34 protein-coding genes are annotated in these 25,510 nt (G+C 30.7%); 16 read left to right on the forward strand and 18 right to left on the reverse strand.

Annotation, left to right across the window (positions count from 1 at the left end; translation table 11 throughout):
* Positions 1 to 5: 5 nt before the first annotated feature.
* Complete coding sequence (locus EV01_RS00275; RefSeq protein WP_032516821.1) at positions 6 to 1,121, reverse strand: trypsin-like peptidase domain-containing protein; 1,116 nt, start codon at positions 1,119 to 1,121, stop codon at positions 6 to 8.
* 172 nt (positions 1,122 to 1,293) lie between these two features.
* Between EV01_RS00275 and EV01_RS00270 the strand changes: the two genes are divergently transcribed.
* From EV01_RS00270 to EV01_RS00260, 3 genes are all read left to right on the forward strand, one after another.
* Positions 1,294 to 1,557 carry a DUF2973 domain-containing protein gene (locus tag EV01_RS00270; protein ID WP_032516820.1) on the forward strand — a complete coding sequence of 88 codons (264 nt, stop codon included), beginning with the start codon at positions 1,294 to 1,296 and terminating at the stop codon, positions 1,555 to 1,557.
* 22 nt (positions 1,558 to 1,579) lie between these two features.
* Positions 1,580 to 1,963, forward strand: a complete 384-nt coding sequence (locus tag EV01_RS00265) for a hypothetical protein (RefSeq protein WP_032516819.1) — start codon at positions 1,580 to 1,582, stop codon at positions 1,961 to 1,963.
* A gap of 68 nt (positions 1,964 to 2,031) precedes the next feature.
* Positions 2,032 to 2,178, forward strand: a complete 147-nt coding sequence (locus tag EV01_RS00260) for a high light inducible protein (RefSeq protein WP_012006908.1) — start codon at positions 2,032 to 2,034, stop codon at positions 2,176 to 2,178.
* Between the two features lie 3 nt (positions 2,179 to 2,181).
* Here the strand turns inward: EV01_RS00260 and EV01_RS00255 are convergent, their stop codons facing one another.
* The 5 genes from EV01_RS00255 to EV01_RS00235 form a co-directional block, all read right to left on the reverse strand.
* Positions 2,182 to 2,523 carry a hypothetical protein gene (locus EV01_RS00255; protein ID WP_032516818.1) on the reverse strand — a complete coding sequence of 114 codons (342 nt, stop codon included), beginning with the start codon at positions 2,521 to 2,523 and terminating at the stop codon, positions 2,182 to 2,184.
* A 1-nt stretch (position 2,524) separates the two neighbouring features.
* Complete coding sequence (locus EV01_RS00250) at positions 2,525 to 3,445, reverse strand: YihY/virulence factor BrkB family protein (RefSeq protein ID WP_032516817.1); 921 nt, start codon at positions 3,443 to 3,445, stop codon at positions 2,525 to 2,527.
* Between the two features lie 90 nt (positions 3,446 to 3,535).
* Entirely contained in the window at positions 3,536 to 4,336 is an 801-nt protein-coding gene (locus EV01_RS00245) for an inositol monophosphatase family protein (protein WP_032516816.1), read from the reverse strand.
* A 2-nt stretch (positions 4,337 to 4,338) separates the two neighbouring features.
* A complete protein-coding gene (locus EV01_RS00240) occupies positions 4,339 to 5,766 on the reverse strand; it encodes a TolC family protein (protein WP_032516815.1) in 1,428 nt (475 codons plus the stop codon).
* Between the two features lie 25 nt (positions 5,767 to 5,791).
* Positions 5,792 to 7,171: a TIGR03279 family radical SAM protein gene (locus tag EV01_RS00235; RefSeq protein ID WP_032516814.1), complete on the reverse strand. Its 1,380-nt coding sequence runs from the start codon at positions 7,169 to 7,171 to the stop codon at positions 5,792 to 5,794.
* A gap of 178 nt (positions 7,172 to 7,349) precedes the next feature.
* On the opposite strand from EV01_RS00235, the gene EV01_RS00230 reads away from it, so the two are divergent.
* Both EV01_RS00230 and nadB read left to right on the forward strand, forming a co-directional pair.
* On the forward strand, positions 7,350 to 8,117 hold the full coding sequence (locus tag EV01_RS00230; RefSeq protein ID WP_032516812.1) for a DUF3120 domain-containing protein: 768 nt from the start codon (positions 7,350 to 7,352) through the stop codon (positions 8,115 to 8,117).
* Positions 8,117 to 9,784, forward strand: coding sequence for an L-aspartate oxidase (nadB, locus tag EV01_RS00225; RefSeq protein ID WP_032516811.1), 1,668 nt, complete (start codon positions 8,117 to 8,119; stop codon positions 9,782 to 9,784). Before EV01_RS00230 ends, nadB begins: the two co-directional genes overlap by 1 nt.
* Here nadB and EV01_RS00220 read toward each other — a convergent pair.
* A complete protein-coding gene (locus EV01_RS00220) occupies positions 9,774 to 10,709 on the reverse strand; it encodes a vitamin K epoxide reductase family protein (RefSeq protein ID WP_032516809.1) in 936 nt (311 codons plus the stop codon). The genes nadB and EV01_RS00220 overlap by 11 nt on opposite strands.
* A gap of 105 nt (positions 10,710 to 10,814) precedes the next feature.
* Between EV01_RS00220 and rimO the strand changes: the two genes are divergently transcribed.
* Positions 10,815 to 12,179, forward strand: a complete 1,365-nt coding sequence (gene rimO / locus EV01_RS00215) for a 30S ribosomal protein S12 methylthiotransferase RimO (protein ID WP_032516808.1) — start codon at positions 10,815 to 10,817, stop codon at positions 12,177 to 12,179.
* Positions 12,180 to 12,184: 5 nt separating this feature from the next.
* On the opposite strand, the gene petL is transcribed toward rimO, so the two are convergent.
* From petL to EV01_RS00195, 5 genes are all read right to left on the reverse strand, one after another.
* Positions 12,185 to 12,277, reverse strand: a complete 93-nt coding sequence (gene petL / locus EV01_RS09445) for a cytochrome b6-f complex subunit PetL (RefSeq protein ID WP_072013454.1) — start codon at positions 12,275 to 12,277, stop codon at positions 12,185 to 12,187.
* Between the two features lie 64 nt (positions 12,278 to 12,341).
* Positions 12,342 to 12,728, reverse strand: coding sequence for a DUF4346 domain-containing protein (locus tag EV01_RS00210; RefSeq protein WP_032516807.1), 387 nt, complete (start codon positions 12,726 to 12,728; stop codon positions 12,342 to 12,344).
* Positions 12,729 to 12,788: 60 nt separating this feature from the next.
* Positions 12,789 to 13,943, reverse strand: a complete 1,155-nt coding sequence (locus EV01_RS00205; RefSeq protein WP_032516806.1) for a peptidogalycan biosysnthesis protein — start codon at positions 13,941 to 13,943, stop codon at positions 12,789 to 12,791.
* A gap of 17 nt (positions 13,944 to 13,960) precedes the next feature.
* Positions 13,961 to 14,611 (reverse strand): dihydrofolate reductase family protein, encoded by a 651-nt coding sequence (locus tag EV01_RS00200; RefSeq protein ID WP_032516805.1) that lies wholly within the window; start codon positions 14,609 to 14,611, stop codon positions 13,961 to 13,963.
* Positions 14,608 to 15,534: a 6-pyruvoyl trahydropterin synthase family protein gene (locus EV01_RS00195; RefSeq protein ID WP_032516804.1), complete on the reverse strand. Its 927-nt coding sequence runs from the start codon at positions 15,532 to 15,534 to the stop codon at positions 14,608 to 14,610. The genes EV01_RS00200 and EV01_RS00195 overlap by 4 nt, the downstream gene beginning before the upstream one ends.
* A 50-nt stretch (positions 15,535 to 15,584) precedes the next feature.
* Between EV01_RS00195 and EV01_RS00190 the strand changes: the two genes are divergently transcribed.
* Positions 15,585 to 16,142 (forward strand): shikimate kinase, encoded by a 558-nt coding sequence (locus tag EV01_RS00190; protein ID WP_032516803.1) that lies wholly within the window; start codon positions 15,585 to 15,587, stop codon positions 16,140 to 16,142.
* On the opposite strand, the gene EV01_RS00185 is transcribed toward EV01_RS00190, so the two are convergent.
* Positions 16,139 to 16,396, reverse strand: coding sequence for a chlororespiratory reduction protein 7 (locus EV01_RS00185; RefSeq protein ID WP_032516802.1), 258 nt, complete (start codon positions 16,394 to 16,396; stop codon positions 16,139 to 16,141). The genes EV01_RS00190 and EV01_RS00185 overlap by 4 nt on opposite strands.
* A 1-nt stretch (position 16,397) precedes the next feature.
* On the opposite strand from EV01_RS00185, the gene EV01_RS00180 reads away from it, so the two are divergent.
* Entirely contained in the window at positions 16,398 to 17,105 is a 708-nt protein-coding gene (locus EV01_RS00180) for a DUF6816 family protein (protein WP_080725737.1), read from the forward strand.
* Here EV01_RS00180 and EV01_RS00175 read toward each other — a convergent pair.
* Entirely contained in the window at positions 17,092 to 17,817 is a 726-nt protein-coding gene (locus tag EV01_RS00175) for a glutathione S-transferase family protein (protein ID WP_032516800.1), read from the reverse strand. The two genes, EV01_RS00180 and EV01_RS00175, sit on opposite strands and share 14 nt — an antisense overlap.
* 54 nt (positions 17,818 to 17,871) lie before the next feature.
* On the opposite strand from EV01_RS00175, the gene EV01_RS09450 reads away from it, so the two are divergent.
* The 3 genes from EV01_RS09450 to EV01_RS00165 are packed head-to-tail and all read left to right on the forward strand — an operon-like array spanning position 17,872 to position 19,257.
* Positions 17,872 to 18,081, forward strand: coding sequence for a DUF751 family protein (locus EV01_RS09450; protein ID WP_032516799.1), 210 nt, complete (start codon positions 17,872 to 17,874; stop codon positions 18,079 to 18,081).
* Positions 18,081 to 18,473, forward strand: coding sequence for a 30S ribosome-binding factor RbfA (gene rbfA, locus EV01_RS00170; RefSeq protein WP_032516798.1), 393 nt, complete (start codon positions 18,081 to 18,083; stop codon positions 18,471 to 18,473). Before EV01_RS09450 ends, rbfA begins: the two co-directional genes overlap by 1 nt.
* Entirely contained in the window at positions 18,460 to 19,257 is a 798-nt protein-coding gene (locus EV01_RS00165) for a uroporphyrinogen-III synthase (RefSeq protein WP_032516796.1), read from the forward strand. Before rbfA ends, EV01_RS00165 begins: the two co-directional genes overlap by 14 nt.
* On the opposite strand, the gene EV01_RS00160 is transcribed toward EV01_RS00165, so the two are convergent.
* Positions 19,250 to 19,720, reverse strand: a complete 471-nt coding sequence (locus EV01_RS00160; RefSeq protein ID WP_032516795.1) for an SRPBCC family protein — start codon at positions 19,718 to 19,720, stop codon at positions 19,250 to 19,252. The genes EV01_RS00165 and EV01_RS00160 overlap by 8 nt on opposite strands.
* 3 nt (positions 19,721 to 19,723) lie before the next feature.
* Positions 19,724 to 21,178 carry a 9,9'-di-cis-zeta-carotene desaturase gene (gene zds, locus EV01_RS00155; protein ID WP_032516794.1) on the reverse strand — a complete coding sequence of 485 codons (1,455 nt, stop codon included), beginning with the start codon at positions 21,176 to 21,178 and terminating at the stop codon, positions 19,724 to 19,726.
* A gap of 99 nt (positions 21,179 to 21,277) precedes the next feature.
* Here zds and EV01_RS00150 point away from each other — a divergent pair, with 99 nt between their 5' ends.
* Genes EV01_RS00150 through EV01_RS0109245 form a run of 4 tightly spaced genes read left to right on the forward strand, consistent with a single transcriptional unit; the run spans position 21,278 to position 23,571 of the window.
* On the forward strand, positions 21,278 to 21,670 hold the full coding sequence (locus EV01_RS00150) for a HesB/IscA family protein (RefSeq protein WP_032516793.1): 393 nt from the start codon (positions 21,278 to 21,280) through the stop codon (positions 21,668 to 21,670).
* A gap of 6 nt (positions 21,671 to 21,676) precedes the next feature.
* On the forward strand, positions 21,677 to 22,105 hold the full coding sequence (locus EV01_RS00145; RefSeq protein ID WP_032516792.1) for a tetratricopeptide repeat protein: 429 nt from the start codon (positions 21,677 to 21,679) through the stop codon (positions 22,103 to 22,105).
* A gap of 1 nt (position 22,106) precedes the next feature.
* Complete coding sequence (locus EV01_RS00140) at positions 22,107 to 23,309, forward strand: lipid-A-disaccharide synthase-related protein (protein ID WP_032518528.1); 1,203 nt, start codon at positions 22,107 to 22,109, stop codon at positions 23,307 to 23,309.
* Positions 23,302 to 23,571 carry a hypothetical protein gene (locus EV01_RS0109245; RefSeq protein WP_032516790.1) on the forward strand — a complete coding sequence of 90 codons (270 nt, stop codon included), beginning with the start codon at positions 23,302 to 23,304 and terminating at the stop codon, positions 23,569 to 23,571. The genes EV01_RS00140 and EV01_RS0109245 overlap by 8 nt, the downstream gene beginning before the upstream one ends.
* On the opposite strand, the gene EV01_RS0109250 is transcribed toward EV01_RS0109245, so the two are convergent.
* Positions 23,522 to 24,448: a TIGR01777 family oxidoreductase gene (locus tag EV01_RS0109250; RefSeq protein ID WP_032516789.1), complete on the reverse strand. Its 927-nt coding sequence runs from the start codon at positions 24,446 to 24,448 to the stop codon at positions 23,522 to 23,524. The two genes, EV01_RS0109245 and EV01_RS0109250, sit on opposite strands and share 50 nt — an antisense overlap.
* Positions 24,449 to 24,585: 137 nt before the next feature.
* Between EV01_RS0109250 and EV01_RS00135 the strand changes: the two genes are divergently transcribed.
* Positions 24,586 to 24,822 (forward strand): NAD(P)H-quinone oxidoreductase subunit O, encoded by a 237-nt coding sequence (locus EV01_RS00135; RefSeq protein WP_032516787.1) that lies wholly within the window; start codon positions 24,586 to 24,588, stop codon positions 24,820 to 24,822.
* A gap of 10 nt (positions 24,823 to 24,832) precedes the next feature.
* Here the strand turns inward: EV01_RS00135 and EV01_RS00130 are convergent, their stop codons facing one another.
* A complete protein-coding gene (locus EV01_RS00130) occupies positions 24,833 to 25,510 on the reverse strand; it encodes a J domain-containing protein (RefSeq protein ID WP_032516786.1) in 678 nt (225 codons plus the stop codon).

Consider the following 25,510-nt stretch of genomic DNA (forward strand, 5'->3'; position numbering starts at 1 on the left):
ATTTATTAGTTTTGTAAATTTGTAATATCAGTAGGTTTTACTTTTAACCTAATAATTTTATTTCTTCGCTTCAATATTATATTTATTTCTTTATTAATACCATTTTTACTTATCTGGCTTATAACGTCTGAAGCTGTTTTAATTTCCTTTCCCCCTACTTTTATGATTCTGTCATTTACTATTATTCCACTCTTTGCAGCTGGACTATTAGGTACTACATAGCCAACTTTTACTGCATTGTTATTTGTTTTAGCATTAATTTCATCTATGAGACTTATCCCAATCATTGGATGTATTACTTTTCCATTATTAATTAGTTGATAAGCAATTTCTTTAGCTTTATTAATTGGGATTGCGAAACTTAAACCTGCTCCTGGACCAGATCTGATCAAAGTATTAATACCAATTACTTGTCCGTAGCTATTCAATAATGGACCTCCAGAATTTCCAGGATTAATAGCAGCGTCTGTTTGTATGAGTTCAAGTTTTTTATCATATATTCCTAATTGAGTGACGTTTCTATTTAGATTACTAATAATACCAAGGGTAACTGTGTTCTCCAGTCCGAATGGATTGCCAACTGCAATTGCCCAATCACCAACCTTAATTTTTGTTGAATCACCCAATTCTGCTATTGGCCAAGGTCCTTTACCCTCAATCTTAAGCACAGCTAAATCAGTAAAAAAGTCTTGTCCTATAAGTTTTGCGTTTAATTTTTGGCCATTTGTTAAACCAACAATTAACTTATCCGATCCATTTACGACATGAGAATTAGTCATGACAAGTCCATCTGCGAATATAAATCCACTGCCTTGGCTTTGCTCTATCCTTGGTTGATTGTCGCCAGGTAAATCTAAACCAAAAAATCTTTCAAAATACGGGTCTAAGAATATTTGAGAATTTCTTGATAAATTTTTTTTTCTTACATATCTTTGAGAATCAATTGTCACAACAGAAGAACCTGTTTTTTCTACAGCTTTAGTTATGAAAGATTTGTTTGAATTTATATTTACTTCATTAATTTTTGGTTTAATTAATGGTTGGGATATTACATTTGCGGGAAATAAAAAACCCAATGTAATTACTGAAGATAATATTTGCTTGTGTTTGCCGAGTTTCAATTGATTTTCTTATTTTTTTCTGAAAAGATTAGATCCAATTTTATGAATGTAATTTAAATATAACTATAAAAAAATTAATTTACTTGGAGAATAATTTATTAACTTAAAGTAGCTAATTTTCTTTTTTTCGGGCTATGATAATAATCATAAATCCTAATACACTATAAGTTTGATGGCTATTTTATTCCCAATAATCTATTCAGCAGCCTTAACCTATCTTGTCTGGAAGGCTTTTAAAGTAATGGCCAATGGTTGGAGTATATCGGGCGCTGAAAGAAAATCTTTTACTACGTCTAATTTAAAACAAAAGAGGTACACAATACATCCAGAACTTTTAGATAAATCAGGAAATATAACAGAAGAGGAGTTATTAACTGTAAGATTTTCAAATGATAATGACTCTTCCTTAGAAGAGAAGGGTTCAACAACTGATTAATTAAATTTTAAGGAAAAAAAAATTGGAATTAAGAACAAAAATTGTCTCAGCGGTTATAAGATCTCTAAAGTTACCACCAAGGTTTCGTTTAAAAATGGTTAAAGAAGATCCAGTAAGGCTTGAATTAAGTCTTACCCCTTCTTATGGTAAAAATCCAGTAATAGTTGGTTTAGTAGAATCTTTAGACTTAGTCGCTCGAAGAGATAGAGAAGGTAGACTACCAAGAGATCTACAAGGAACTTGGGATTGGACAGTAAGACATGGAAAAGTAAGTACTGGAGGCTGGAACCCTATGCTAAAAGAAGCCTTGCAAACAATGTTTGATACTGGATTACCAGCTATCGTGTATGAAGAATTAACTGGAGATGAGTATAGACCTGTTGATGGCATTAGACATGTTAAATAAATTATTTTTAATTTTCATAAATTCTTACTTGAAACGTTAAAATAATAAGATTAATCATCGAGTAAATTATGAATAATGACAATCAACCAAGATTTGGCTTTGTAAACTTTGCAGAAACCTGGAATGGACGAATGGCAATGATGGGCATCTTGATTGGTCTCGGTACTGAACTAATTACTGGACAAAGTATTCTTAGACAAATTGGAATAGGTTAAAAATTATTTTATTTCTTCTGCTTTTACTTCAATAGTGCTTTCACTAGGTTTTTTTTCTAACTGATTGTTTTTATTAATATTTTCTAAATCTACACCACAATTCATGCAGGTTTTACTTAAACCTAATGATATTGACCCACAATTATTACATGTATTAATTTTTAATTTATAAAAGTTTAAGCCAATAAAGACTAAAAGTAATAGAAAGATTGGAATTAGAAATAAAAGGATTAAGATATTACTAATAAAGCTTAGGAAAAATTTTAGTCCAAAAATAGGAATAACTATTAAAATCAACAAAGAGTAAAAAAGAAAATTTTTATTAGCTTTAAGAAAATAAATCATACTATTTACTATATTTTTTTCTTCTTTTATTAACTAAGGTCATACTAGCAATAACAACACTCCAGCACTGTCCAAAATACAAAATTACACCTAAAAGCCAGACCCACAAAGTAAGTACAAGAAAACCTCCAATAAAACCATATGCTTGGAATCTTACGCCAAGTGAAAGAATACTTTTACTTACTGCTAGATTCAACGTAGTTAGGCCAATGCCAATAAGAATAGATCCTGGCAAAAGAGGTTTTAGAGGAACTTTTCTGCTAGGCAAAAGGGCTTGTAATAATAGAGCCATCATAGTAAAGCCAATTAGAGGAATTGCAAATTGACCAACTTGTAAAAGGGGTAACTTTAATAATAAATCTGAAATTAGGTTATTAGATTTTGAGAGATTTTCTAGAACGTTACTTGGTATCATCCTGAGATTTGCGCTAATCTGATCTAATACCATTAGGAAACCAATAAAGAATACAATTAAAAAAGCTTCAATTCTATTACGGAGGAACCTAGAAGCTTGCTCTCTCCAAGCAGCATTTGCCTTTTTAGAAGGAAGTTCGTCCTCCCAAAGCCTATCTGCACCTCTTTGAAGTGATAAATATGCATTTCCTGCTGTAAATAGCAAAAACATGGCCCCTAGGATACCTGCTCCAAAGCCTTGATCAATCAAATTAAATAATGTTGTTTCTACTAACTCAACTACTGAAGGAGGTAAAAGCTGAGCAGCAATAGAAATTATTTGTTGATCTAATCCCTCTTGTTTTCCAAGGAACCATGACGCTATTGATAAAGAAATTAGAAGAATAGGAAAAAATGATTGTAGCGTGTAGTAAGCGAATGCTGCACTTAGATCAATACAATCAGATTTGCTCCATCTTTCGCATGCTCCCCATAAACTTTTCAGTATCCATGTTGAACTTCTCTGCATATTAATTTTCTTCAAATATTTATTTATTTACTTAATTTTTATTGTATCTGATAAAGAAATTTTTCAAACAATTTTTTATTTATGATGCAACTATTTTTCTAATAATAAGTTACCCCATGGCTTTAAAATTTCAAATTTTTCTATAGATCTACAAGCAATTAATGGAAAATTAACACCGCTTAAGTCTTCTCCTGAAACTAAATTTAAAGGATCTTTTTCTAGCCACTCTATAGAACAATTGAGTTCTTCTAATAGTAGCCAGGCTGCTGCAATATCCCATATCTTAGGGGTTGATTCTATTGCGCCGAAAGTTTGTCCCATCGCTACACTCGTAAGATTTAAACTCGATACACCTAAGAGTCTAATTTTGCCAGGAAAAACTGAGTTTGGTTTTTTTTGTAAAATTTTTATTGATCTACTACATAAAGAAATGCATTCACTTTGACGATTATTTTGGCTAGGATCTATTTTTTTGTTATTTAACCAAACCCCTTTACCTTTAATGGATACAAACTTTTTTTTCAATGTAGGAATTATTAAAAAAGAAGATTGTGGTTTACCATCAACGAACCTTGCTACAGATATAGACCAGTAAGGAATACCTGCAGCAAAATTTGTTGTACCATCGAGTGGATCAACCACCCAGTAAGCTTTTGAATTTGGAATTAACTTTTGCCCTTCTTCACTAAGGACACCTTCACCTGGGGCTATTGAAGCTAAGCCATCTACAATTGTTTTGTCACTCCATAAATCACAACTTGTTAATAATGATCCATCTGCTTTATTACTGGCGCTAATATTTCCAAAATCTTTTGTTTGCCTTTGACTAACCAATTCAAATAAAGAATCTAATTCAAGTAGTTGTTTATTAGTTAAATCTGGTCGATTCATCTTTATATATTGCAAATAGATTCTGTATCTTCAATTTTAGTATTATTAATACCCAAACAATTTTTACTGATATCAAGGAAAGTTAGTCTTTCTAATTCATCTATATTCAAATTGTAATTATATATTGCATTAATATTTTTTGATTTCGCATTACTTAATTCACTTTGCCGAACAAGAACATCTTTTAGAGTTGATATTCCGACATCATATCTAAGTCTGGCAAGCCTTACAGACTCTTTGCTAGATTCAATTTCTTTAATAGAAGAGATTATTTTTTCTTCATTTAATTTAAGATTTAAATAGGCTTTGCTAATACTTGTGGTTAAAACATTTTTTAGATTTTCATAAGCATATTTTTCGGCTTCTGCATCTGCTATTTTTGATTTATAGGAGTTATTATTTTGTCCGCCATCAAAAATACTCCATGCAAAATTTAGACTTATGGTATTTGTATAATTAGATCCAGATTTTTCAGAGTCGATATTAGTTGCTAGGGAGTCACCTTTTGAAAAGGTACTAGATAATGAATTACTGATATAGATATTTGGCTTATTTTGAGCTAAAAAGCTCTCAGCTTGGCTTTTTTTGACTGATTTTTGAAGAATAAGGTTTTTTAAGGAAAGATTTTTATCCAAACCTTGATTAATATTTTTATTCAATTTATGGTTCCAAAACCCTACAAGAATTTGCTTTTTATTAGTTTCTATATCTCCCTCAACATTAAGAATCTCTTTAAGAGAAATTTTATTAATTTCATGTTCTATTTTTTTTTCATTAAGTGTTTGTTGATCTCGAGATAATTGAGCTTCTGCTTCAAGAACTTCAAATTTTGTACCAATTCCAGCATCGAGCTTAGCTTTAGCATTTTCTAAACTTGTGATTGATAAATCAAGTATGAATTTTTTATTTTGAATATCTTGATATGACTTTTTGTATTTGTGATATCTGATTCTTGCTTCTTGAATTAAATCTTTTTTCTTAATCTCATAGTTATTTTCTGCAATTTTGTAATTTGTTTTGGCAATTTTAATTTCAGACCCTCTAAGTGGGGCAATTACATCCCATTTAATATTCAGGGAGGGATTAGCTGTAAATTGTGATGTTTTTAAAGTAGGTAAATTGCTATTGTACTTTTTACCTGCAACATATTTTGGTAACCCATTTGCTTGTAAATCTAAGGATGGGTATCTTTTGGCAATTTGACTGGAAATATTAAAGCTTGCAGAGGCTACTAAGTTTTGTAGTGATTTTAATTCTTGATTATTTAATACAAGTATTTCTATTTCTTGATAATCAACAAAAGTAATATTTGATTTTTCTTCTAAAACATTATCAATGTAATTTTTTGTTTCGCTCGATAGAACATTAAGGGTATTCATACTTAGGGTAAGCGGCAATAATAAGAAAGGATTTATTACTCTTCTAAGCATGTTTTATAGTTTTGAAAATCTTCGATTAACCAATCAAAGTATTAATAATATCATTTGAATCATCAAGAACGTGAATTTTAGTATTTATTTGATTCTCAACTTCTTGAATATTTTTATCATCTAAAAATAAATCAGTATTAATTTTTAACATAATAGATGGTATGTAAACAGCTTCTCCTAAATCCTTATTTTTCAGTCCGAAAATTAAATCTTCTCCAGTAAGAAGACCTGTAACTACTTGATCCTGACCCCAATAAATACTTGGCAAACCATATAAATTAATTGTTAATCCATTAATTAAGTTTAATTTATTCACTGTAGGAATTAGGGCTTCATAAACTAATTTGCCAACAATCCAACTAACTTTTTTGGGCTTTTTTACTTTTTGGGGTAGATTTTTAGTCCTCTCTCTTAATACTTCTAGAAAGTTTCTAATAGTCCCAACTCCATTAGATTCTTGCGGCATATTTTCGTAGGTTTTGTAACTAGGCAAATTTGTACCAGCAATTAAGTACCATTCGTCTGCTAGCCAACAAAAACGAGTCCCAAGAGTAATTTGTAGATAGGCTTGAATTCTTTCTACTTGTTTAATAGTTTTTTTTGCGTATTCTGGGCTTATTGATTTCAACCCATCATTTTCAGGCCTAAATTTTGTAAGTCCCACTGGAACTATTGCGACTGAAAGTACTGTCTGAGAGGTTTTTTTGTAGAATTCTGCAAGGTCTAAAATAGATTTCTCAAGAATATCCCCATCATTTATATCTGGACAAACAACAATTTGAGCATGTATTTGAATAGAGTTTTTTTCAAACCACGAAATTTGATCAAGTATCACTCCTGCTTTTTTATTTTTTAATAATTTTGCTCTTGTGGTAGGATCAGTAGCATGAACTGAAATAAAAAGTGGGGATAGTTTTTGCATAGAAATTCTTTCCCAGTCTTCTTTTTTTAAATTGGTAAGAGTTAGATAAGAGCCATATAAGAAACTTAATCTATAATCATCATCTTTTATATAAAGGCTTTTTCTTTTACCACTTGGCTGTTGATCAATAAAACAAAATGGACATCTATTATTGCATTGCTTGATTGAATCAAATAATGCATCTTTAAAATTTATACCTAAATTAACGTCTTGATCTTTTTCAATATTTACATTGTGAATCTCATGATTTTTATCTAAAACTGATATGTCTAAAAATTCTTCACTAATTAGAATCTGATAATCAATTAAATCTCTTGGTTTTTTCCCATTAATACTAATAATTGAATCACCCGATTCAAATCCTATTTCTTCAGCAATGGAATTAGCTTCAATACTTTCAATTTCAGCAGGGTTTATTTTATAAGTAATATCAGGAACCAAAAGATTATTGGGCTCTTCCTTGTAATTAATTTCTTGCCACACAATTTAAGGTAAAATTATCTTATTTATACTTATTCTAGACTTATATATGACTCTAAGTGTATTAAATACTTTTAAAAAACCAAATATAGGTGTGAAATTATGGCCCTTTTATTTATTAAAATATGGCATTCGCAGTTTTCTAAAACACGATTTAGATTAGTTAAAATAAAATTTGTCATTGAAAGAATTAATTACAAAAAATTTAGAAGTAAAAGATAAATTCAACTATGAATCTCATAATAAAGTTGATTCTTACGAAAATAGTTTTTTATCAAATCCTATATCCTTAAGATTGTGGTCTTCTTTTTTTGTTATTTTACCTATTTTTGTTCAAGCCCCTTGGGTTAGATTAGAACCAATAAGTGCTCTTTGTTTTACTTTTGTTATTGTCTTAGTGGCATTTGTTTTGAATCAGAAAGGATCAAATAAGTGGTTTATTGTCAGTTCATTATTACTTGGAGTATCAGGTAGTTGGCTTGGTGGATGTTTGTTCTGGGGATGGTTAAGTCCATTTCCTATCCTACACATACCTGTTGAAGCGGTAGTTTTCCCATTAGCATTAATTGGATTTGGTACTAATTGGAAAATAGGTTCAAGTTTTTATATCTCTTCTTTATTTGGAACCGCAGTTACCGACATTACAATATTTTTAATCGGAATCATGGATCAATGGAGGCAGGTAATTACAGCAGATGCTGAAAATGCACCTATGATTCTTCAAAAAACCTCTGAGAGTCTTATTCAAATAAAATCACTATCTATTATCGCATTTGTTGCTCTTATACTTTGGTTTATTTCAAAAGAAATTTTAGATTCTGCCACAATTAATACTACTAGTGGTAAAGCACTCTTAGTTTCTGGTTATGTCATTCAAACAACATTAATTGTTGATGGTATTTTTATTGTTTTAGCAATCCTGCAACCAACTTTTAGTGGATTGGTTTAATGTTAAGGCCTCCATTTTCGCAAGAACCGATACCAATAAATAATTGGGATGTAATCGTTATAGGCGCTGGAGCTGCTGGCCTTATGACTTGTCTTGAATTACCCTCAAATTTAAAAGTGCTTCTTTTAAATAGAAATACAAGTAAGACATCTTCTAGTAGATGGGCTCAAGGAGGAATCGCATCTGTTGTTAGACAAGATGATTCATTTGATCTTCATGCTGATGATACTTTAAAAGCAGGAGATGGACTATGTGATTATCAAGCTGTAGAAATGCTTGTTAAAGAAGCTCCAGGTTGTGTAGAAAGATTGCAGAATTTAGGGATGATTTTTGATCAAAGTTCTGATCAACTATCTACTACCTTGGAAGCAGCCCATTCACGAAGAAGAGTCTTACATGTTAAAGATCGTACTGGACGAGCATTAGTTGAAGTTCTAGAAGATCATATTGAGAATCAAAAAAATATTCTTCACTGCAGGGGTGTAAGAGTAACTGAACTTCTCATTGAAAATAAAGAATGTAGAGGAGTCCAGGTTCTTGATGGAGCAAATTTATATTGGATTAAATCTAGAGCTGTTGTTTTGGCTACAGGTGGGGGTGGGCACTTATTTACAAATACAACTAATCCTGCTCAATCCTCTGGGGAAGGGATTGCACTTGCATGGAAAGCAGGAGCTGCTATCGAAGATTTAGAGTTCGTGCAATTTCATCCAACGGCTTTAAAATTTTATGGTGCACCTTGTTTTTTAATATCTGAGGCACTTAGAGGGGAAGGAGCAATTTTAGTTGATAAAAATGGTGAAAGTCCAGTTAAAAATCTTGAAAATGGTGATTTAGCTACTAGAGATCAGGTAAGTAGAGCAATTATGAAAAATATGTATGATAATAATGTAGATCATGTTGGCTTAGATCTTCGGTATATTGACCCAGAAAAAATTGTAGAGCGCTTCCCTACGATCTTAAGTCGATGTCAGGATTATGGCGTTAACCCTTTAAATGAGGTTATTCCCGTAGCTCCTGCAGCTCATTATTGGATGGGAGGTGTTAAAACTGATCTAAATGCATCTTCAACAAGAAAAGGATTGTATGCCGTTGGAGAAGTTGCTTCTACAGGTGTCCATGGTGCTAATAGACTGGCAAGTAATTCACTAATGGAGTGTCTTGTTTTTGCAAGAAAAATGTCTTCAATTGTTTTGAATGACCTTTCTAAATTTGAAAAATTTGATAGATCATTTCGAGAGTTTGATATTGAAGATCCTAAAGAAGATCAAATTTCTATAATCGCTGAAAAAATTGATGAATTAAGAAAACTATGCTGGTTAAATTTAGGTGTATCTCGAAATAAGGTAAATATGATTAAATTTTTAAATTACCTTCAAAATGATATAGATAATTTATATAAAAATGATTTACTAAATAGTCTTGAAAAAATAAAATTTGATCAAAAAATAAAACTTAGTGAACGCAATAGGAGAGCATTAAATCTTTTACTTGATTTAAAGAATAGACAAACAACTACGATAACTTTATTAAAAGCTTGTCTATTTAGGGAAGAAAGTAGAGGAGGTCATTATAGAGATGATTTCCCTGATAAAGATAAAAATTGGGAATGCCATACTAGACAACAGCTAAATCAAAAAATTCAAAAAAGATTTATTAAAAATTAAGATCTCCCTGATAGTCGGTTTTTGTCGCTAATTCAGTTAAGTCACGAGTACCACTAATAATTTCTCCATCTATTTCCCATGACGGAAATCCACTGATTCCTTTCGTTTGGCATAGCTCATACTCATTATCTTTGCCATCTTTAGCACATTCAACTACTTTTAATTCTTTAACTGCTTCTTTACCAAATAATTGTTTCTGATCGTGGCAATGCGGGCACCAGTATGCACTATACATAACAATATTCTTTTCACTTAAAAATTTTGCAAACTTTACCTTCTGGGGAGAGCTTGAGGTGGTAATTATTGGCGATACATTTTCCGTGGGGTTTGCAACATCAATAGCATTAGAGGGGTCAACGTTTGTTGACCAAATTAGACCTCCCAGGAGGACACTTATGGCTACAACGAAACCTCTAAAAATCATAGGTTCTCTACTTTCAAACTTTGCTCCAATCATAGAAATTATAAAGATAGAAAGCGATAAAATTGCTGAAAGTATACAAAAAAAGCAATATGCTTGAATCTTAAAAAACATAATATTTATCAATAAAAAGCTAAATGTTGATGACGCACAAGAGATTAGAAATACTAACCACCATAAAAACTTATTTAGTTTTTCTTTTGGGGAAATTAAATTAAGCGAGAGTATTATTGTGATAACTAATATTGATAAATATGTTATAAATCCAGCTAATGAGAGAGGTATATTAACTTGATTATTTTCAAATAAAGTACCCCAAGGACTATTTAAAACTGTTTCACAACCATTTTGTATCCCTGGGCATGAAAGCGAAGTAAATAAGCCCCAGTTTTTTAAAGTAATCGAACCTGTGTCAACTATGCCTATAGTGCTGAGAATTGCGATTATAATTTTTGGCCACTTTAAGTCTTTTTTATTTCTTCTGTTTAATGTCTTAAGAGCCATGAAAAATGAAAGTTTGATATTTACATTATCTATCTTAATATTATCTTGGCATGAGAGTTTTATACGAAATGCTGTTTAAATCTTTTAATTCTTATTTTTCAAGTTGTGAAACAAAATAGTCTCAATGTAAAAGAAAAAAGACTATCTAAGATTGCTTTCAGTCATGTTGGTTGTGAGAAAAATCTTGTTGATACTGAACATATGCAAGGCTTATTAGATAAAGAGGGTTATGAAGTAGACAGCAATATCAATGAAGCAAATGTTGTTGTTGTAAATACTTGCAGTTTTATTGAAACAGCTAGAGAAGAATCTATTAGAAAAATTCTAGAATATACAAATCAAGGAAAGGAAGTAATAGTTGCAGGCTGTATGGCTCAGCATTTTAAAGATGAGCTTATAAAAGAAATCCCTGAAATAAAAGGTTTGATTGGAACAGGAGATTATCAAAAGATAGCCAATGTTTTAGACAGAGTGGAAAAAGGGGAAATCGTTAATGAAGTTTCAAAAATACCGGAATTTATTGCAGATGAGGAAATACCTCGTTTTGTAGATAAAAACAAATTTGTTGCTTATATTCGTATTGCTGAAGGCTGTAACTATAATTGCGCTTTTTGTATTATCCCTAAGTTGAGAGGTCCTCAAAGAAGTAGAACAATAGAATCTATAGTTTCAGAAGCCAAAAGTCTTGCTAAGCAGGGTATTCAGGAAATCATATTAATTAGTCAAATAACAACTAATTATGGACAAGATATTTATGGAAAACCATCATTAGCCAAACTTTTGAATGAGCTTTCTAAAGTTCCAATTCCTTGGATAAGGATACATTATGCTTATCCAACGGGTTTAACTGATGAAGTTATTAGAGCTTTCAAAGGTTCAAAGAATATAGTACCTTACTTTGATTTGCCACTTCAGCATAGTCATTCAGATATTTTGAAGAATATGAATAGACCTTGGCAGGCTTCTTTGAATGAATCAATTTTGGCGAAAATCAGAGAAGAAATTCCATCTGCTGTATTAAGAACTAGCCTCATTGTTGGTTTCCCAGGAGAAAAAAAAGAACATTTTGAACATCTTCTCGAATTTTTGGGTAGGCACAAATTTGATCATGTGGGAGTGTTTATTTTTTCTCCTGAGGAAGGGACTGCAGCTTTTGATTTACCAAATAAAGTATCCCCAGAGGTCGCAGAGGCAAGAAAAGATAACGTTATTTCAGTTCAACAAAATATCTCTAAAGATAAAAATCAGTCATATATTGGTTCAAAAATGAAGATTTTGGTAGAAAAAATATCAGACAATAACGAATTAATAGGTCGGTCTTACAATTTCGCGCCTGAAATTGATGGAAATGTGATTTTGTCTATTAATTTAAATAATGATTTGAAAAATTATATTGGTAAATTTGTTGAAGCAAATATTTATTATGCTGATGCATATGATTTGTATGGAGAGACTATTAAAATTTTGTAGTTTTTTTAAATTAATTTAACTGCACGTAAGAGCTTATCTAGTGCAAAAGCAGCTGCAAAACCAAAACCAATAAATGCAAAATAGAAAACGATGTTCATTAATTTTTTATTTTTATATAATCTAACATCAGATGAAAAGATTAGATTTTCTTAGTTGAATTTCTTAATCTTGGATATATGGTAATTTTTTGTACAAACATTCTTCTGCTTTTTGTAGTTCTCGGCCTAAATATAGAGCATGATCGAATCTGGTTATTAAGTCATTTCTTTCTTCAGTGATCAATATCCCCAGTTGTTTAGCACTCATACCTTCAAAAACTTCATTACTAACTCTTTTATTTTGAGAGTTGCATTTAAGTGGTTCATTTGTTTCTGGGTCAAGTGCATATCCCTCCTCATCGATGTTATTTAAAAAGTGCTCTAAAATTATTTTATTTTCTTCCAAATCTACTTTTATAATAAAATAACCGTTTGGATCTAAGTCTATATGTCGGCTGGATAGATTATTATCAATCTTTATTTTTTCATCGAAACTTTTACTAGAATCCATTCTTAGAAGCTAATTAAAACTATATTACTAATATAAACTTCGGTAAAGCCAAATAATTTTTTATTTAAAGGGTATAGATTGATTTTCAAAATCAATTTCCATCTCGTTTTGTTTGTTAATTTCATTAAGCCAAGGATTAATTATATTTTCCATATTTTTGTCAAACCACTTATGCATGCTAACGGTGCTTTTTGCAAAAAACCCCCTCCGCCTTTTATGTTTACCACCCGCTCCAGGATCAAACAAATCTATACTATTTTTTATTGCCCATTCAATTGGCTGGTAGTAGCATAATTCAAAATGTAGATTAGATATTTCTTCTTGACTACCCCAATATCTACCCCATAAATTGTTTTTATTTTTAACGCACATCGACATTGCAAAAATATCATTTGAATAATTTTTTGATGCGCTAAAAAGTAAAAGATTTTTTTTATTTTCAACAATTTTTTCGAAAAATGAAGATGTTAGATATTTACTTCCCCAAACTCCCCATCTCGAACAATGTCGTTCATAAAAATAATGCATTTTTTTGAGGATTTCTTGGTTGATATCATCTTCATTAAAAATTTCTACTTTAATATCTTGTTTAATAATTGATTTTCTCTCTTTTTTTATATTTTTTCTCTGATTAGAGTTAAATCTAGAAAGAAAGTCATCAAACGTTTTTTCTCCATTACTCCTCCATTCACTGCTGGAATTTATCCATTCATGGTATCCCAAGGATTTAAGATGCTTGCTCCAGCTTTCATCAATATATAAAAAATTACAACTTAAAATTTTGTTTGTAATCGCAAAGCTCTCGATATGGCTTATAAGTAAATTTGTAATTTCTTTCTTATCTTTATTTTTTTTATAAAGAAATTGATATCCATTTACAGGACTATAAGGACTCATTCCAATTAATTTAGGGTAATAATTTAAATTCAATTCTTGAGCCAATCTTGCAAATGATTGATCAAAAACGAATTCTCCATAGCTATGATTTTTTAAAAAAAGTGGAGCAATGCCTAATATTTCTTCATTTTTATAAGCAATAAAATATAGAGGCTGCCAACCAGTATCTCTTGAAACACTTTTTGATGTTTCAAGGTTTTTAAGCCAGGTCCATTCATAAAATGGATTATTGATTTCATTTACCAATTCATTCCATATCTTTTTAGATATTTCTTGAATTGACAATTTGACTTCAACTTTATGTTTTTTTTGGTTCATTTAATAATGAATTTATTTTAAATTTTTTTGTAATGAATGTGGATTTCATTATTCAATAAATTATTAATTGATTTTATTTCCCATAGTCTTTTGAGATTAAAAATTTCATTTGTTTGTTCTGGAGGGATCCACGTATATCTACCTCCAATAATTCGTGGAATTATTGTAATTTTTATATCTGTTATAAGATCCTCTTTGATAAATGAATTTATAAGTTTTGCACCTCCTAAAAGAGCTAGATCATTTATCCCTTGTTTTTTGAGTAAATTTAATGTCTTTCTCCATGAATCATCGAAAAAAAGTTGTTTCTCAAAGTGATTATTAGACGAATCACAAACTTTACTTGAGCTTATTAGCCATCTTCTAATTGGTTGACGAAAGTATTTCCAATTTCTGTTAAATTTTTTGCTATTTGAAGCAACTATAGAAATTGGTTGGCTTTTGGATATCTTTACTTGATCATTATCATTGAGATTTTTTATTAGGTAAGTTGATTGATGAGCTATTAAAGTACCTAAACCAAAAATGGTCGCATCAACTTTTGATAAGTTTTGATTTAACGTTTTTTTATCTTCTTCGCTTCCAAGATGCGATTCTCCACCTCCAGGAAATGCAATTCTCCCATCAAGACTAGATGCTATAACAATTAATACTCTTGGGATACTCAAGTTTGTGTGACTAAACTATTTTCAAATTTTAATTTCAATGAATTGGTTAACTTCTGATCAACATAAATTTCTGCAGCATTATTTGGACTCTCTTGAAGTCTTATTTTGTGTAAACTTGCACCAAGTTCATTTATCGGTTTTTTAAGAATATCAGAAATATATAAAGCTATATTTTCAGCAGTTGGAACACAATTATGGAAAAATTCAATGTCTTTATTTAGAAAAGTATGATCTAGTTGCTCAACAACCAAATCATTGATTATCTCTTGGAGTGCAGATAAGTCGCAAACCATCCCTGTTCTTTTATCAATGTCTCCTTTTACAGTTATGTCTACAAGATAGTTATGACCATGTCCATTAACTCTGGCACATTTCCCATAGATTTTTTTATTTTCATCAAAGGATATCTCTTCTTTTGCAAGTCTATGAGCGGCTGCAAAATGAGTTTGTACTGTTAAAAATGCTTCCATGTTTTTTCCAAAATAATCTGCCCATAAATTTGGGTTTTCATAAAGCCTTAGACCTGTAAGAGGTAAATCATCTTTTAGACGACTCCAAATGACCTTTACTAATGCTTCAGTTGTGGGAAGTATACCCTCTTGATTATTAACATCAAATTCTGGCCAGACATCATTTAAAAAACGAAAATCTAATTGTCCAGTAACCTTATTTTTAATAGAGTGTTTTACATCAGAGAGATTAAGTACCATTCCATCAGAGTCTAGTTCTCCACCCATTGAAACAATCAGTTCATAATTATGACCATGTCCTGGTGCAATACTGCACTTTCCAAAAAGAGATAAATTTTCTTCTGGGCTTTTTTCAGGAAGCCAATAACGGTGACTAGAACTAAAGCAAGCACGTCGAGTTATGACGCATTCACGTCCTTTTCCATGTAATGGTTTGGATTGTGTAGAAGTCATAGCTGTCTGCGATAATACTATCTTAAGGTTTTAAATACGCTTTTGTCTTTATGGAACAATCCATTATTGAAAAAACAGTTCATACTATCAGGGGCAGAAGCATATTTTTAATAGGAATGATGGGTTCTGGCAAGTCACAAACTGGTTTGAAGCTAGCTGAATTATTGAAGTACAAATACATTGATTTAGATCCATTAATAGAGAAGTTAGCAAAAAAATCTATCAATCAAATTTTTAATGATGAAGGAGAAGAGAATTTCCGTGAATTAGAAGCAAACTGCCTTAAAGAAACTATCAAAATTCCTTCATTAGTAATCTCAACTGGGGGAGGAATAGTTACCAAATCAGAAAACTGGGGAATCTTAAGACAGGGAATAGTTGTTTGGATAGATCTCGACAAAGATATAGCAATTAAAAGATTGAAAAATGAAATTGAAAATAGGCCACTTCTTCAGGGAAAGAATCTCAATGATTTATATATGAGCATTTTTCAATCTAGAGAAAATTTGTATTCTCAAGCAGATTTAAGAATTCAGGTAAAAAGGGAAAATATTGAAGAAGTCGCCATGAAAATAATTAATGCAATTCATAAAGAAATAATTAGTTAATCTGGTTCAATTCTTACTGCAAACCATTTGATAACGTATCCTAATTTAATTTCTAATTCATAAGTGCTCTCCAATAATTCTTCAAAAAATTCCTGATCAAGAACTTCTATATTTTGATATATTGTTTGTGTTTCTGTTTTACTAAGCCAATTTTTCAACCATAAAATTGCTTCTTGCTTTGATACAATTTTTTCTTTTGAATCTGGCTCTAATAATACATAATGATCTGATGCTCTTATTAGTGGATTTGACATAATGAAGATTATTCTTGGATTAATTCTTTGCTTGATTTTTCAAGTAATTTTTTTAGAAAATTCTTTTGCTTTAGTAGATTCTAACGTACGAGAGTTTTTGGAAAATCGTGAAAATCAATGGCCGGAATTATATTTGCCAAATTTTAAATTATCTGATATTTCTAAAGATTTAATTTATCCTAAATGGTTCGAGGGGAATTGGCTTGTTACTTCTCAAGATATAGTTAATGATTCAGAAGAGCCAGTTATTTATAAAGTAAATTTCTTTAAGAATGATTCAGATTTAATTGTTGGGAATCGTGCAAAAAATTCTGAATCTATTGGAAAAGCAATATTTGGTGACACATTAATCAAAGTTGTAAATGATCCTCAATCTATTAATAATCAAATTACTTATTTAAAAGATGATTTTTACATCGATTCAAGAATTACAGGGAGAAATCAGATACAAGATGATGATATTTTTTTCGCAGATGAGCTAGTTATACAAACAGCTCATAAGCCAGGTGCTTCAAGGATTAATCAGGTAGAAACCATTAGTAAATTTCAAAAATGTTCCGAAGAAATATTGGAAGTTGATAATTCAATCAAACCATCAATTTGTGGAGTGCAATATGTTGCTTCTTATGGTTCAAAAGTTGGTGATCCTTCCATTCATGCTATAAAAACAAATAAATATAAATTGACGTTTGAATTTATTGAGAGTTAGCACTAAAAAGATATTCTTCTAAATTGTTCCTCCACATAAAAAGATTTTCTAAATAAGGGTTATTTATGTATTCTTGGCTCCCCTCTCCTGAAAGAATTGGTCCTGCAGACTTTGGAAATTTAAGAAGAGATAATTGAGCAGCAATTGAAATATCTGCAATTGATAAACTATCTCCTACTAAATATTTTTTGTTAATTAAGGATTTTGATAAAGCTTCCAGTAATTTTTGGAGTTCTAAATTATCTTTAGAAGACAAAACTACATTAGAAATTTTACTAAGATTTTCAAAAGGTAATTTATCAACAATACTTTTAAATGAAGAAGGTATTTCATCAGGAAGTAGTGCAGTTCTTAGCTGTGGATTTTCTATTGCAGATTTTATTAATGTTTTTCTACAAGTTGTAGCCATTGTTGTATCAGCCCAGTCTTCAATTAGTTTGCATTGTGCAAATAATATTGGGTCCTCTGGAAAAAGTGGATTGTTATCATTTTTTTTATCAATGTATTCGCAAATAGTTGATGAGTCATGAATAATTTGATCATTACTATCAACTATCACAGGGACTTGTTTTTGACCTGATAATTTAAAGATTTCAAATTGACCTATTCCTGGTGTTACTTCTTCAACTCGATATTGTAGTTTTTTTGCATGAAGAGCCATTCTTGTTTTTAAACAAAAAGCACTATGCCTAAATTGATATAATGTAATCATGCTGTTTAATGTTTGTTAAAACCTAGCTAAAAAAGTAATCTATTTGTGGAGCTGATGGGCGAATTTTTCTCTAATGTTGCAAGATATCCCAAGTATTTAATATCTATCATTGTTGGGGGACTTGTTGCATTGCTTGAACCTCTATTTAAGAATAGATCAAATCCACTCACAATAGTAGGTTTAATATCTTCTGTCTTAAGTGCCCTCATAACCGTTTATTTTGTCTTGCAAGCAATGACAAACCCAATTAATTTACAATCATAATGCCAAAAAATTACCGTCTTGCAAAAGTTTCTTCTCTTTTGAAGAAAGAAATAACCCTTATTTTGCAGAATGATTTGGAAAATGATCTTATTAGAGATCATTTCGTCAATATTTCTAAGATTGATTTATCAGGAGATTTGCAACACTGTAAAATTTATATAACTTCAACTGCTCAAGATAAATTGAAGAAAGAGATTGTGGAAAATTTGAATACTGCTAAAAGTTTTATAAGACATAGTTTAGGTAAAAGAATAGAGATGAGAAGAGTTCCAGAGATAATTTTTAAAGACGATGTTATTCTTGATAAAGGATTATCCGTATTGAAACTTCTCGATGAATTAAAAAATAAAACTCAAGACAATAATAATGAGGACAAGGATGCCAATAGTTGATCTTCCCCTTGATCAAAGAAATATAATTATCACTCGATCAAAAGAAGGGATATTGGATATAAAAAAGATATTTACAAGCAAGGGTGCTAATGTATTTGATTTGCCTGCAATAAGTATTGGTGAACCTGATGATTTGAATCCTCTTGATGAAGCATTAAATCAAATAAATGATTTTCATTGGATTATTTTTTCCAGTAGTAATGGGATTAAATTTGTGGATAAAAGACTTAAATATTTTAATAGTTCATTAAAGGAGTGTTCTAAAACAACAAAAATCGCTGTAGTCGGAGAAAAAACCTCAAAAACTCTTGATGATTTTGGTATTAAGGCTGATTTCATACCTCCGGAATTTGTTGCTGAAAGTTTAATTGATAATTTCCCAGTATCTGGTTATGGACTTCGAGTCTTTTTACCAAGAGTTCAAACAGGTGGTAGAGATCTAATTGCAGATCAATTTAGAAAGGCTGGTTCACGTGTATATGAGGTTCCTGCATATGAAACAAGGTGTCCTGACTCAATTCCGGGAGAAACAATTGATATTATTTCTAGGCGAGAAGTTGATGCAATTATTTTCTCGAGCGGTAAAACCGTATCAAATTCTGCTTTTTTACTAGAAAAAAAACTTGGTAAACAATGGTTAGAGTATTTTGATCAAATTAAGTTATTAACTATTGGACCTCAGACAACAAAAATATGTAAAAAGATTTTTGGAAGAGTTGATAGTCAGGCACAAAAATATACTTTTGAAGGGCTACTTGATGAAGCAATTAATATTTTTAGTTAGAAAAATTTTTTGTATAGTTTTTTTCAACTAAATCTTTGAACCTATCGATATTGGCCTGTAATTCGTTTGTAACCATTTTGCCTAAAATATTTTCTTCCATAAATCGTGCAATCATTTTAGGTAGCTCATAAGTTATGGCTAAATTTACCGTTGTGATTTGATTACTTTTACTTTCGAAAACTACTGACCCCTCAGTTGGTAAACCTCCTATAGATTTCCATTTAAGTTTGCTTTTTTCGACCCTTTCTGTAATTTGAGCTTTCCATTTAAACCTAAAGCCATTAGCAGCTAAAGTCCATTCTGTTAGATCTGGTAGCTTATTAGTTTCTTCATCAACTGTTTTTACAGATTCAATCCAGCTCATCCAAAGGGACATTGAGTCTAAATCGCTCCATGTATCCCAAACATTTTCAAGAGGTGCATTAACAACTGTTATTACGTCATGTTTTAGCCAAGTACCCATCAATCAACTTACTGCAAGATTTTTTGCTAATTCCGCTTTCTTCTCTAAAATTGCAGCAGCGGCTAAATGACCACTCATTGTAGCTCCCTCCATAGAGTCTATGTAATCTTGTTTTGTGTAACTACCAGCCATGAAGAAATTAGGTATAGATGTTTTTTGATCGGGTCTGAAAGGTTCCATACCGGGAGATTCTCTATAAAGTGATTGTGGAATTTGTACTACGTTACTCCAAAGCAATTTAAGGTTTTTTGAGGATGGGAATAGACGACGAACCTCTTTATCTATTTCTTTTGTAATTCTTTCTGTAGATCTTCCCATCCATCTATCCCCAGGAGTTAAAACACATTGGAGGAGTGATCCCATATCTTTTTTTCTGTAGTCTGCTGGACTTGCAAGTGCTAAATCCGCAAAACAACTGAAAGAGGCATCAGCAGAATAAAGAAGATTATCTAGTCCAGTTGGTGTGTTTCCAGTATTATCTTTTTGTAATTCGGTAACCCAACCGTCGTATCTCAATTGGATTGTGGCGACAGCAACTGCTCTAAGTTTTTTTAAACCTTCAAATTCTTTAAATTGATACCATTCTTTTGGAATTATTTTTTTTATTCCAGGAACATCACATGCAGCAAGAAATTTATCAGCAAACACTGCCTTAATTCCCTCTGGAGAAGATATTTTTAACTGATTAACTGAATAAGAAGTAGATTCCTTTTCATGAATTATTTCTTCTACCTTGTGGTTAAGATATATTTTTGCCCCTTTGTTTGTTATGTAGTCCACAATAGGTTGAGTTAACCACTTATGTGGAGAACCTTTTAAAAGATTTAGTTTTGAGGCTTCTGTTTTTGAAGCAAACATCATGAAGATAGTTAGCATGCATCGTGCTGATATATCTTTGCAATTAATAAAACCTAAAGCATATGCAATAGGATCCCACATTCTTTCTAAACTTTTTTCACTTCCGCCATGATTTAAAAACCATTCTTTAAAACTAATTCTATCTAAATCTCTTATTATTTTCATTGCTCCTTCATAGTCTATCAACCCTCTAACTATTGGGCTTGTTCCTAGTGCTAAGGCATTTCTGAACTTATCTACCCAAGTAAGTTGTTCGGTGGTAAAAAAAGCTTTTAGTCCATTAAATGGAGCACCCAAGGGGAATCTAAAATCTAAAGATTTCAAATTCCCACCATTATTGATAAATAGATGAGTATGATCTTTCGAGAGCAAATTATCTAAAGCTCCCACTTTTTTCATTAATTTGAACAGATTTGCATAATTATAAAAAAATACATGTAAACCCATTTCTATATGGTTGCCATCTTTATCTTCCCAACTGCCTACTTTGCCTCCCCAAAATGACCTGCTCTCATAAATTTCTACTTCATGACCTTCATCAACTAAATTGACTGCAGCTGTAAGACCAGCTAATCCCGAACCGACTATTGCAATTTTCACTTTTTATTAAAATTATAACAAATCAAGTTTGGATAATGTTTGTTCTATGCATCCTATCGATAAAGTTTTTATATTATAAATAGTAGAAATTCTTTGTTTATGGAAAATGTAGAAGTTAAACAGGAAATTAAGAATTCTGATGATGGGAAAGGTATTTTAATTACGAATGATGCCATAGAGCAAATTTCAAATTTATTAAAGGGCCAAAGTGATAAAAAAGCACTCAGGGTAGGAGTCCGATCAGGTGGTTGTAGTGGCATGAGTTATACGATGGATTTTATTGGGAGTAATGAAATAGATCCCGATGATAAAGTTTATGATTATTCATTAAAAGCTGATCAAACATTCCAAGTGGTTTGTGATCCTAAAAGTCTCCTATACATTTATGGAATGCAATTAGATTTTAGTAAAGAACTTATTGGCGGTGGCTTTAATTTTGTAAATCCTAATGCTTCTCAAACTTGCGGGTGTGGAAGCTCCTTTGCTGTTTAATTAATAATGAATAACGAAATTAATCCCATCGAAGAGGATTTTAATGCAGCTCTATCAAGATATAAAGCTGGGCAAGATTTAATTCCAATCGTTCAAGATTTTCAAAAAATTATACAACAAATACCAAATCATTTTGCTGCCTGGACTTGTTTATCATGGCTTCAATTACTTTTGAAAAATAATGAAGAAGCTTTGGCAGCTGCCAGACAAGCTGTTCGATTAAATCAGCAAGACCCACAAGCAAGAATGAATTTGTCTTTAGCTCTTTTAGCCACCAATAATAAAGGTGTTAGGGATCATATTGAGTTAATAAAAAAAATGTCTATGATGATGCCTGATGTGAAAAGTGAGTTAAAAGAATCTGTTGAGGATGGATTTAGTAGATATCCTGATTGGCCTGAATTAACCAAAGTAAAAAAATGGTTGGATTTTTAAATTGTCTAAAATTTTAGTATTAAGTAATGGACATGGAGAAGATTTATCTGGAAGTTTAATAGCTAAGCAATTTCTAAAAAGTGGTTATTCTGTTGATGCTTTGCCAATTGTTGGCAAAGGAAACAATTACGAAAAAGAAAAGATTAAGATTATAGGTAAAACTAAAGAATTTAGTACTGGAGGAATTGGCTATAATTCTCTTAAGGGAAGATTAAGTGAGATTTTTGGAGGAGAAATACTTTATCTTTTAAGAAGATTATATTTAACGTATAAACTAAGAAAAAATTATGACTATTTTTTTGTAGTTGGAGATATTGTACCGGTTTTTTTTGCATGGATTTGCAAGAAAGATTTTTTTACATATTTAGTTGCTTATTCCAGTCATTATGAAGGGAAGTTAAAATTACCATGGCCTTCTAAATTTTTCTTGCTCTCACAGAGGGCAAAAAAAATTTACACAAGAGATTCTCTGACAGCTAATGATTTAACTTTGCAATTAAAAAAGAAAGTATCTTTTTTAGGAAATCCATTTATGGATAAGTTTTTTGCCAGAAATAAAGAATTAAAGAAATCTGAATTTAGTATTGGATTATTTCCAGGAAGTAGATTCCCTGAAATAATAGAAAATTTTGTTTTGATTTTAGAGGTATTAGAGCACCTTTCAGATTTAAGATATTTTCAAAAAATTGAATTTAATTTTGCAATAGTTAATGCTTTATCTGCAGCAAAAATTAAGGAGATATTTAAAAAAAGAAGATGGTTTAAATTAGAAAAAATAACAGAGAAGGATCTCTTGAAATTCCAATATAAAACATTAGAGGTGAATATATATTGGAATAATTTTGAAAAAATATTATTGAAAAGTAGATGCTGTATTAGTATGGCTGGAACTGCAGCAGAGCAAGCGATTGGATTAGGTAAGCCGGTTATTCAAATTGAAGGTAAAGGCCCACAATTTACAAAATCTTTTGCGGAAGCACAAAGACGTTTGCTTGGAAAGTATATTTTTTGTGCCAGTAATTATAAAGATAAGAATGATCAAATAAATCAGACAATTAAATTGATCATAAAAGTAATATATCTAATAAAGCTAAACAAGAAGTTTATGATCTCATGTAATGAAAATGCGAAACAAAGACTAGGTGAAAACAAAGCTTGTCTTAAGATGGTTGATGATATGAATATTGTTATAAATAATGACTAAGGAAGATAATCAAAATAAGTTACAACAAATAATTGATAATTTGTTATTAATAAATTTATTTACAGTAATTTTTTTTGCAATATTTTTTATTTTTGCAATCATCATGCAATTAAATGGGATATTTGTTTTCATTAATTTTATTCAGATAGTTTGGAATCCTCTTATAGTTCCATTAATAACAATTCTTATCATTGGTGCTTTAGTAAACGGTATTAATTCTTGGTGGAGGCGTAGATTGCTTTCTCAAGAAGAGGATATTTAAAATCATAATTTTTAAGTTTACTGCTTATTACTTTTTGCCCCTCTAATACAACTTTTGCTCCATCTCCTAACAATATTTTTAAAACCGCACCTGGCACTGGAAGTAAATTAGGTCTATTCAGACATTTGCCTAAAGTCTGAGAAAATTCTCTCATTAATATTGGATTGGGTGCAACAGCATTAAATACTCCTGAATATTTTTTATCTACTAATGCTTGAGTTATTAATTCACATAAATCACTTCTGTGAATCCAACTCATCCATTGCTTACCATCTCCAATTGGACCACCTAATCCAACTTTAAATATAGGAAGCATTTTCCCTAATGCTCCTCCATCTGACTCTAGAACAATGCCAATTCTAAAAATAACCAACCTTGAGAAAAATGGTTTTTCAGCTGCGACCGCTTCCCATTTTTTGCAAAGATTAGCTAGAAAGTCTTCTCCTCCAATACTATTTTCAGTAAATTCATCAGACAAACTTGTACCGTAATAACCTATTGCCGATCCATTTATAATGATTTTTGGGTTGATTTTGAAATTCTTAAGGGTCTTCATCATAAATTTCGTAGTTTTAATACGACTATTTTCAATTTCTTGTTTTTGTGCAGAAGTCCATTTTTTTTCTGCTATGGGTTCTCCCATTAAGTTAATAATTCCATCTGTCTCTCTTAAGATATTTAGAAGATTTTCATTATTCCAGTTTTTTTCTTTTGATAAATCTATTTGAAAAAATTTAAATTTATTGAAATCTAAATTAAGCTTTAACTTACTTATGGGTTTTCTACTTACAATGTATATTTCATGATTTTTATTTAGTAATGTTGGTACCAATTCTTTTCCAACAAATCCAGTGCAGCCAAGTAGTAAAAGACGCATATTTTTCAAGATGTTTATCATTTAAGGCTATTAAATTTTTTAGACGTTTGTAATTATTATTCCGTTATCAATTTTTTTAAATATTTATTAAACAAGTTTTTGTATAATAAATTTCAAATAACTTTGTTGTTTTTATTATGACAGACTCTATTCCAAAGAAACCTCTCAAGAAAGGAAGCTTAGTTTTTGTCGATAGAGAAAATTATATAAAAAGTATCGAGGCTTTAGCTAGTGATCATGATCTACCTAACTATGTCTTTGAAGGTCCTGGAGAGATTCTTTCAGTCAAAGACGAATATGCTCAGATTCGATGGCGCAGACCTGTCCCAGATGTTTGGTTGAAATTAGATCAACTTAAAGAATATATTCAATAAATTTTTATATCTAAAAGTTTTTATTTTTTTTCTCTTTAGACATCTTAAATTGGATTCTTTTTGCTTCTTTAATCATTTCTCTACCATCAAATAAATAATTATCAACATATCCTTGGGTATATCTATCAAATTCTGAGAGTGCATCTTTAACTTGTGAAAAACAATGATAAAGATCGATTCCTAAAGCTGAAATAGTTTTAGGAACTATTTGCTTGTGATAAATTTTTTCAACTTTTTCTATTTTTTTTTGTGAAATACTTATGTAAATACAAAAATTTTCCATTAGCTGGTCATCATATGGATCTGCAGATAGTTCTTTTATTTCGTTGTTCAAAGGTTTAATTATTTGACTAATTAATCTATTGATCGGAGTATAAATTTCTTTAATCCATGTTTCAACTTCTTTATCTTTAATTGACGAATTATATTTTTTTGAATTAAATTTCTCTTCCCAATTTTCATTTAACGAATCAAATGATGAACTGGAAGCGAAAAGACTTCTATCATATTGTTCTTTTTTGATGGGGTCATTTAGAGTCTCCCAGGCATTTTGTATTGCAAGAAATCGTTCTTTTTTTCCGCCTGTATCAGGATGATGTTGCTTAACTAATGAACGATATGAAGACTTAATTTCGGTTCTGGTTGCATTTTTTTTGAGTCCTAATTCCTCATATAAATTTTTTTCCAT

This window comes from Prochlorococcus marinus str. MIT 9401 (assembly GCF_000760095.1).
GTDB classification, from domain to species: Bacteria; Cyanobacteriota; Cyanobacteriia; order PCC-6307; family Cyanobiaceae; genus Prochlorococcus_A; species Prochlorococcus_A marinus_I.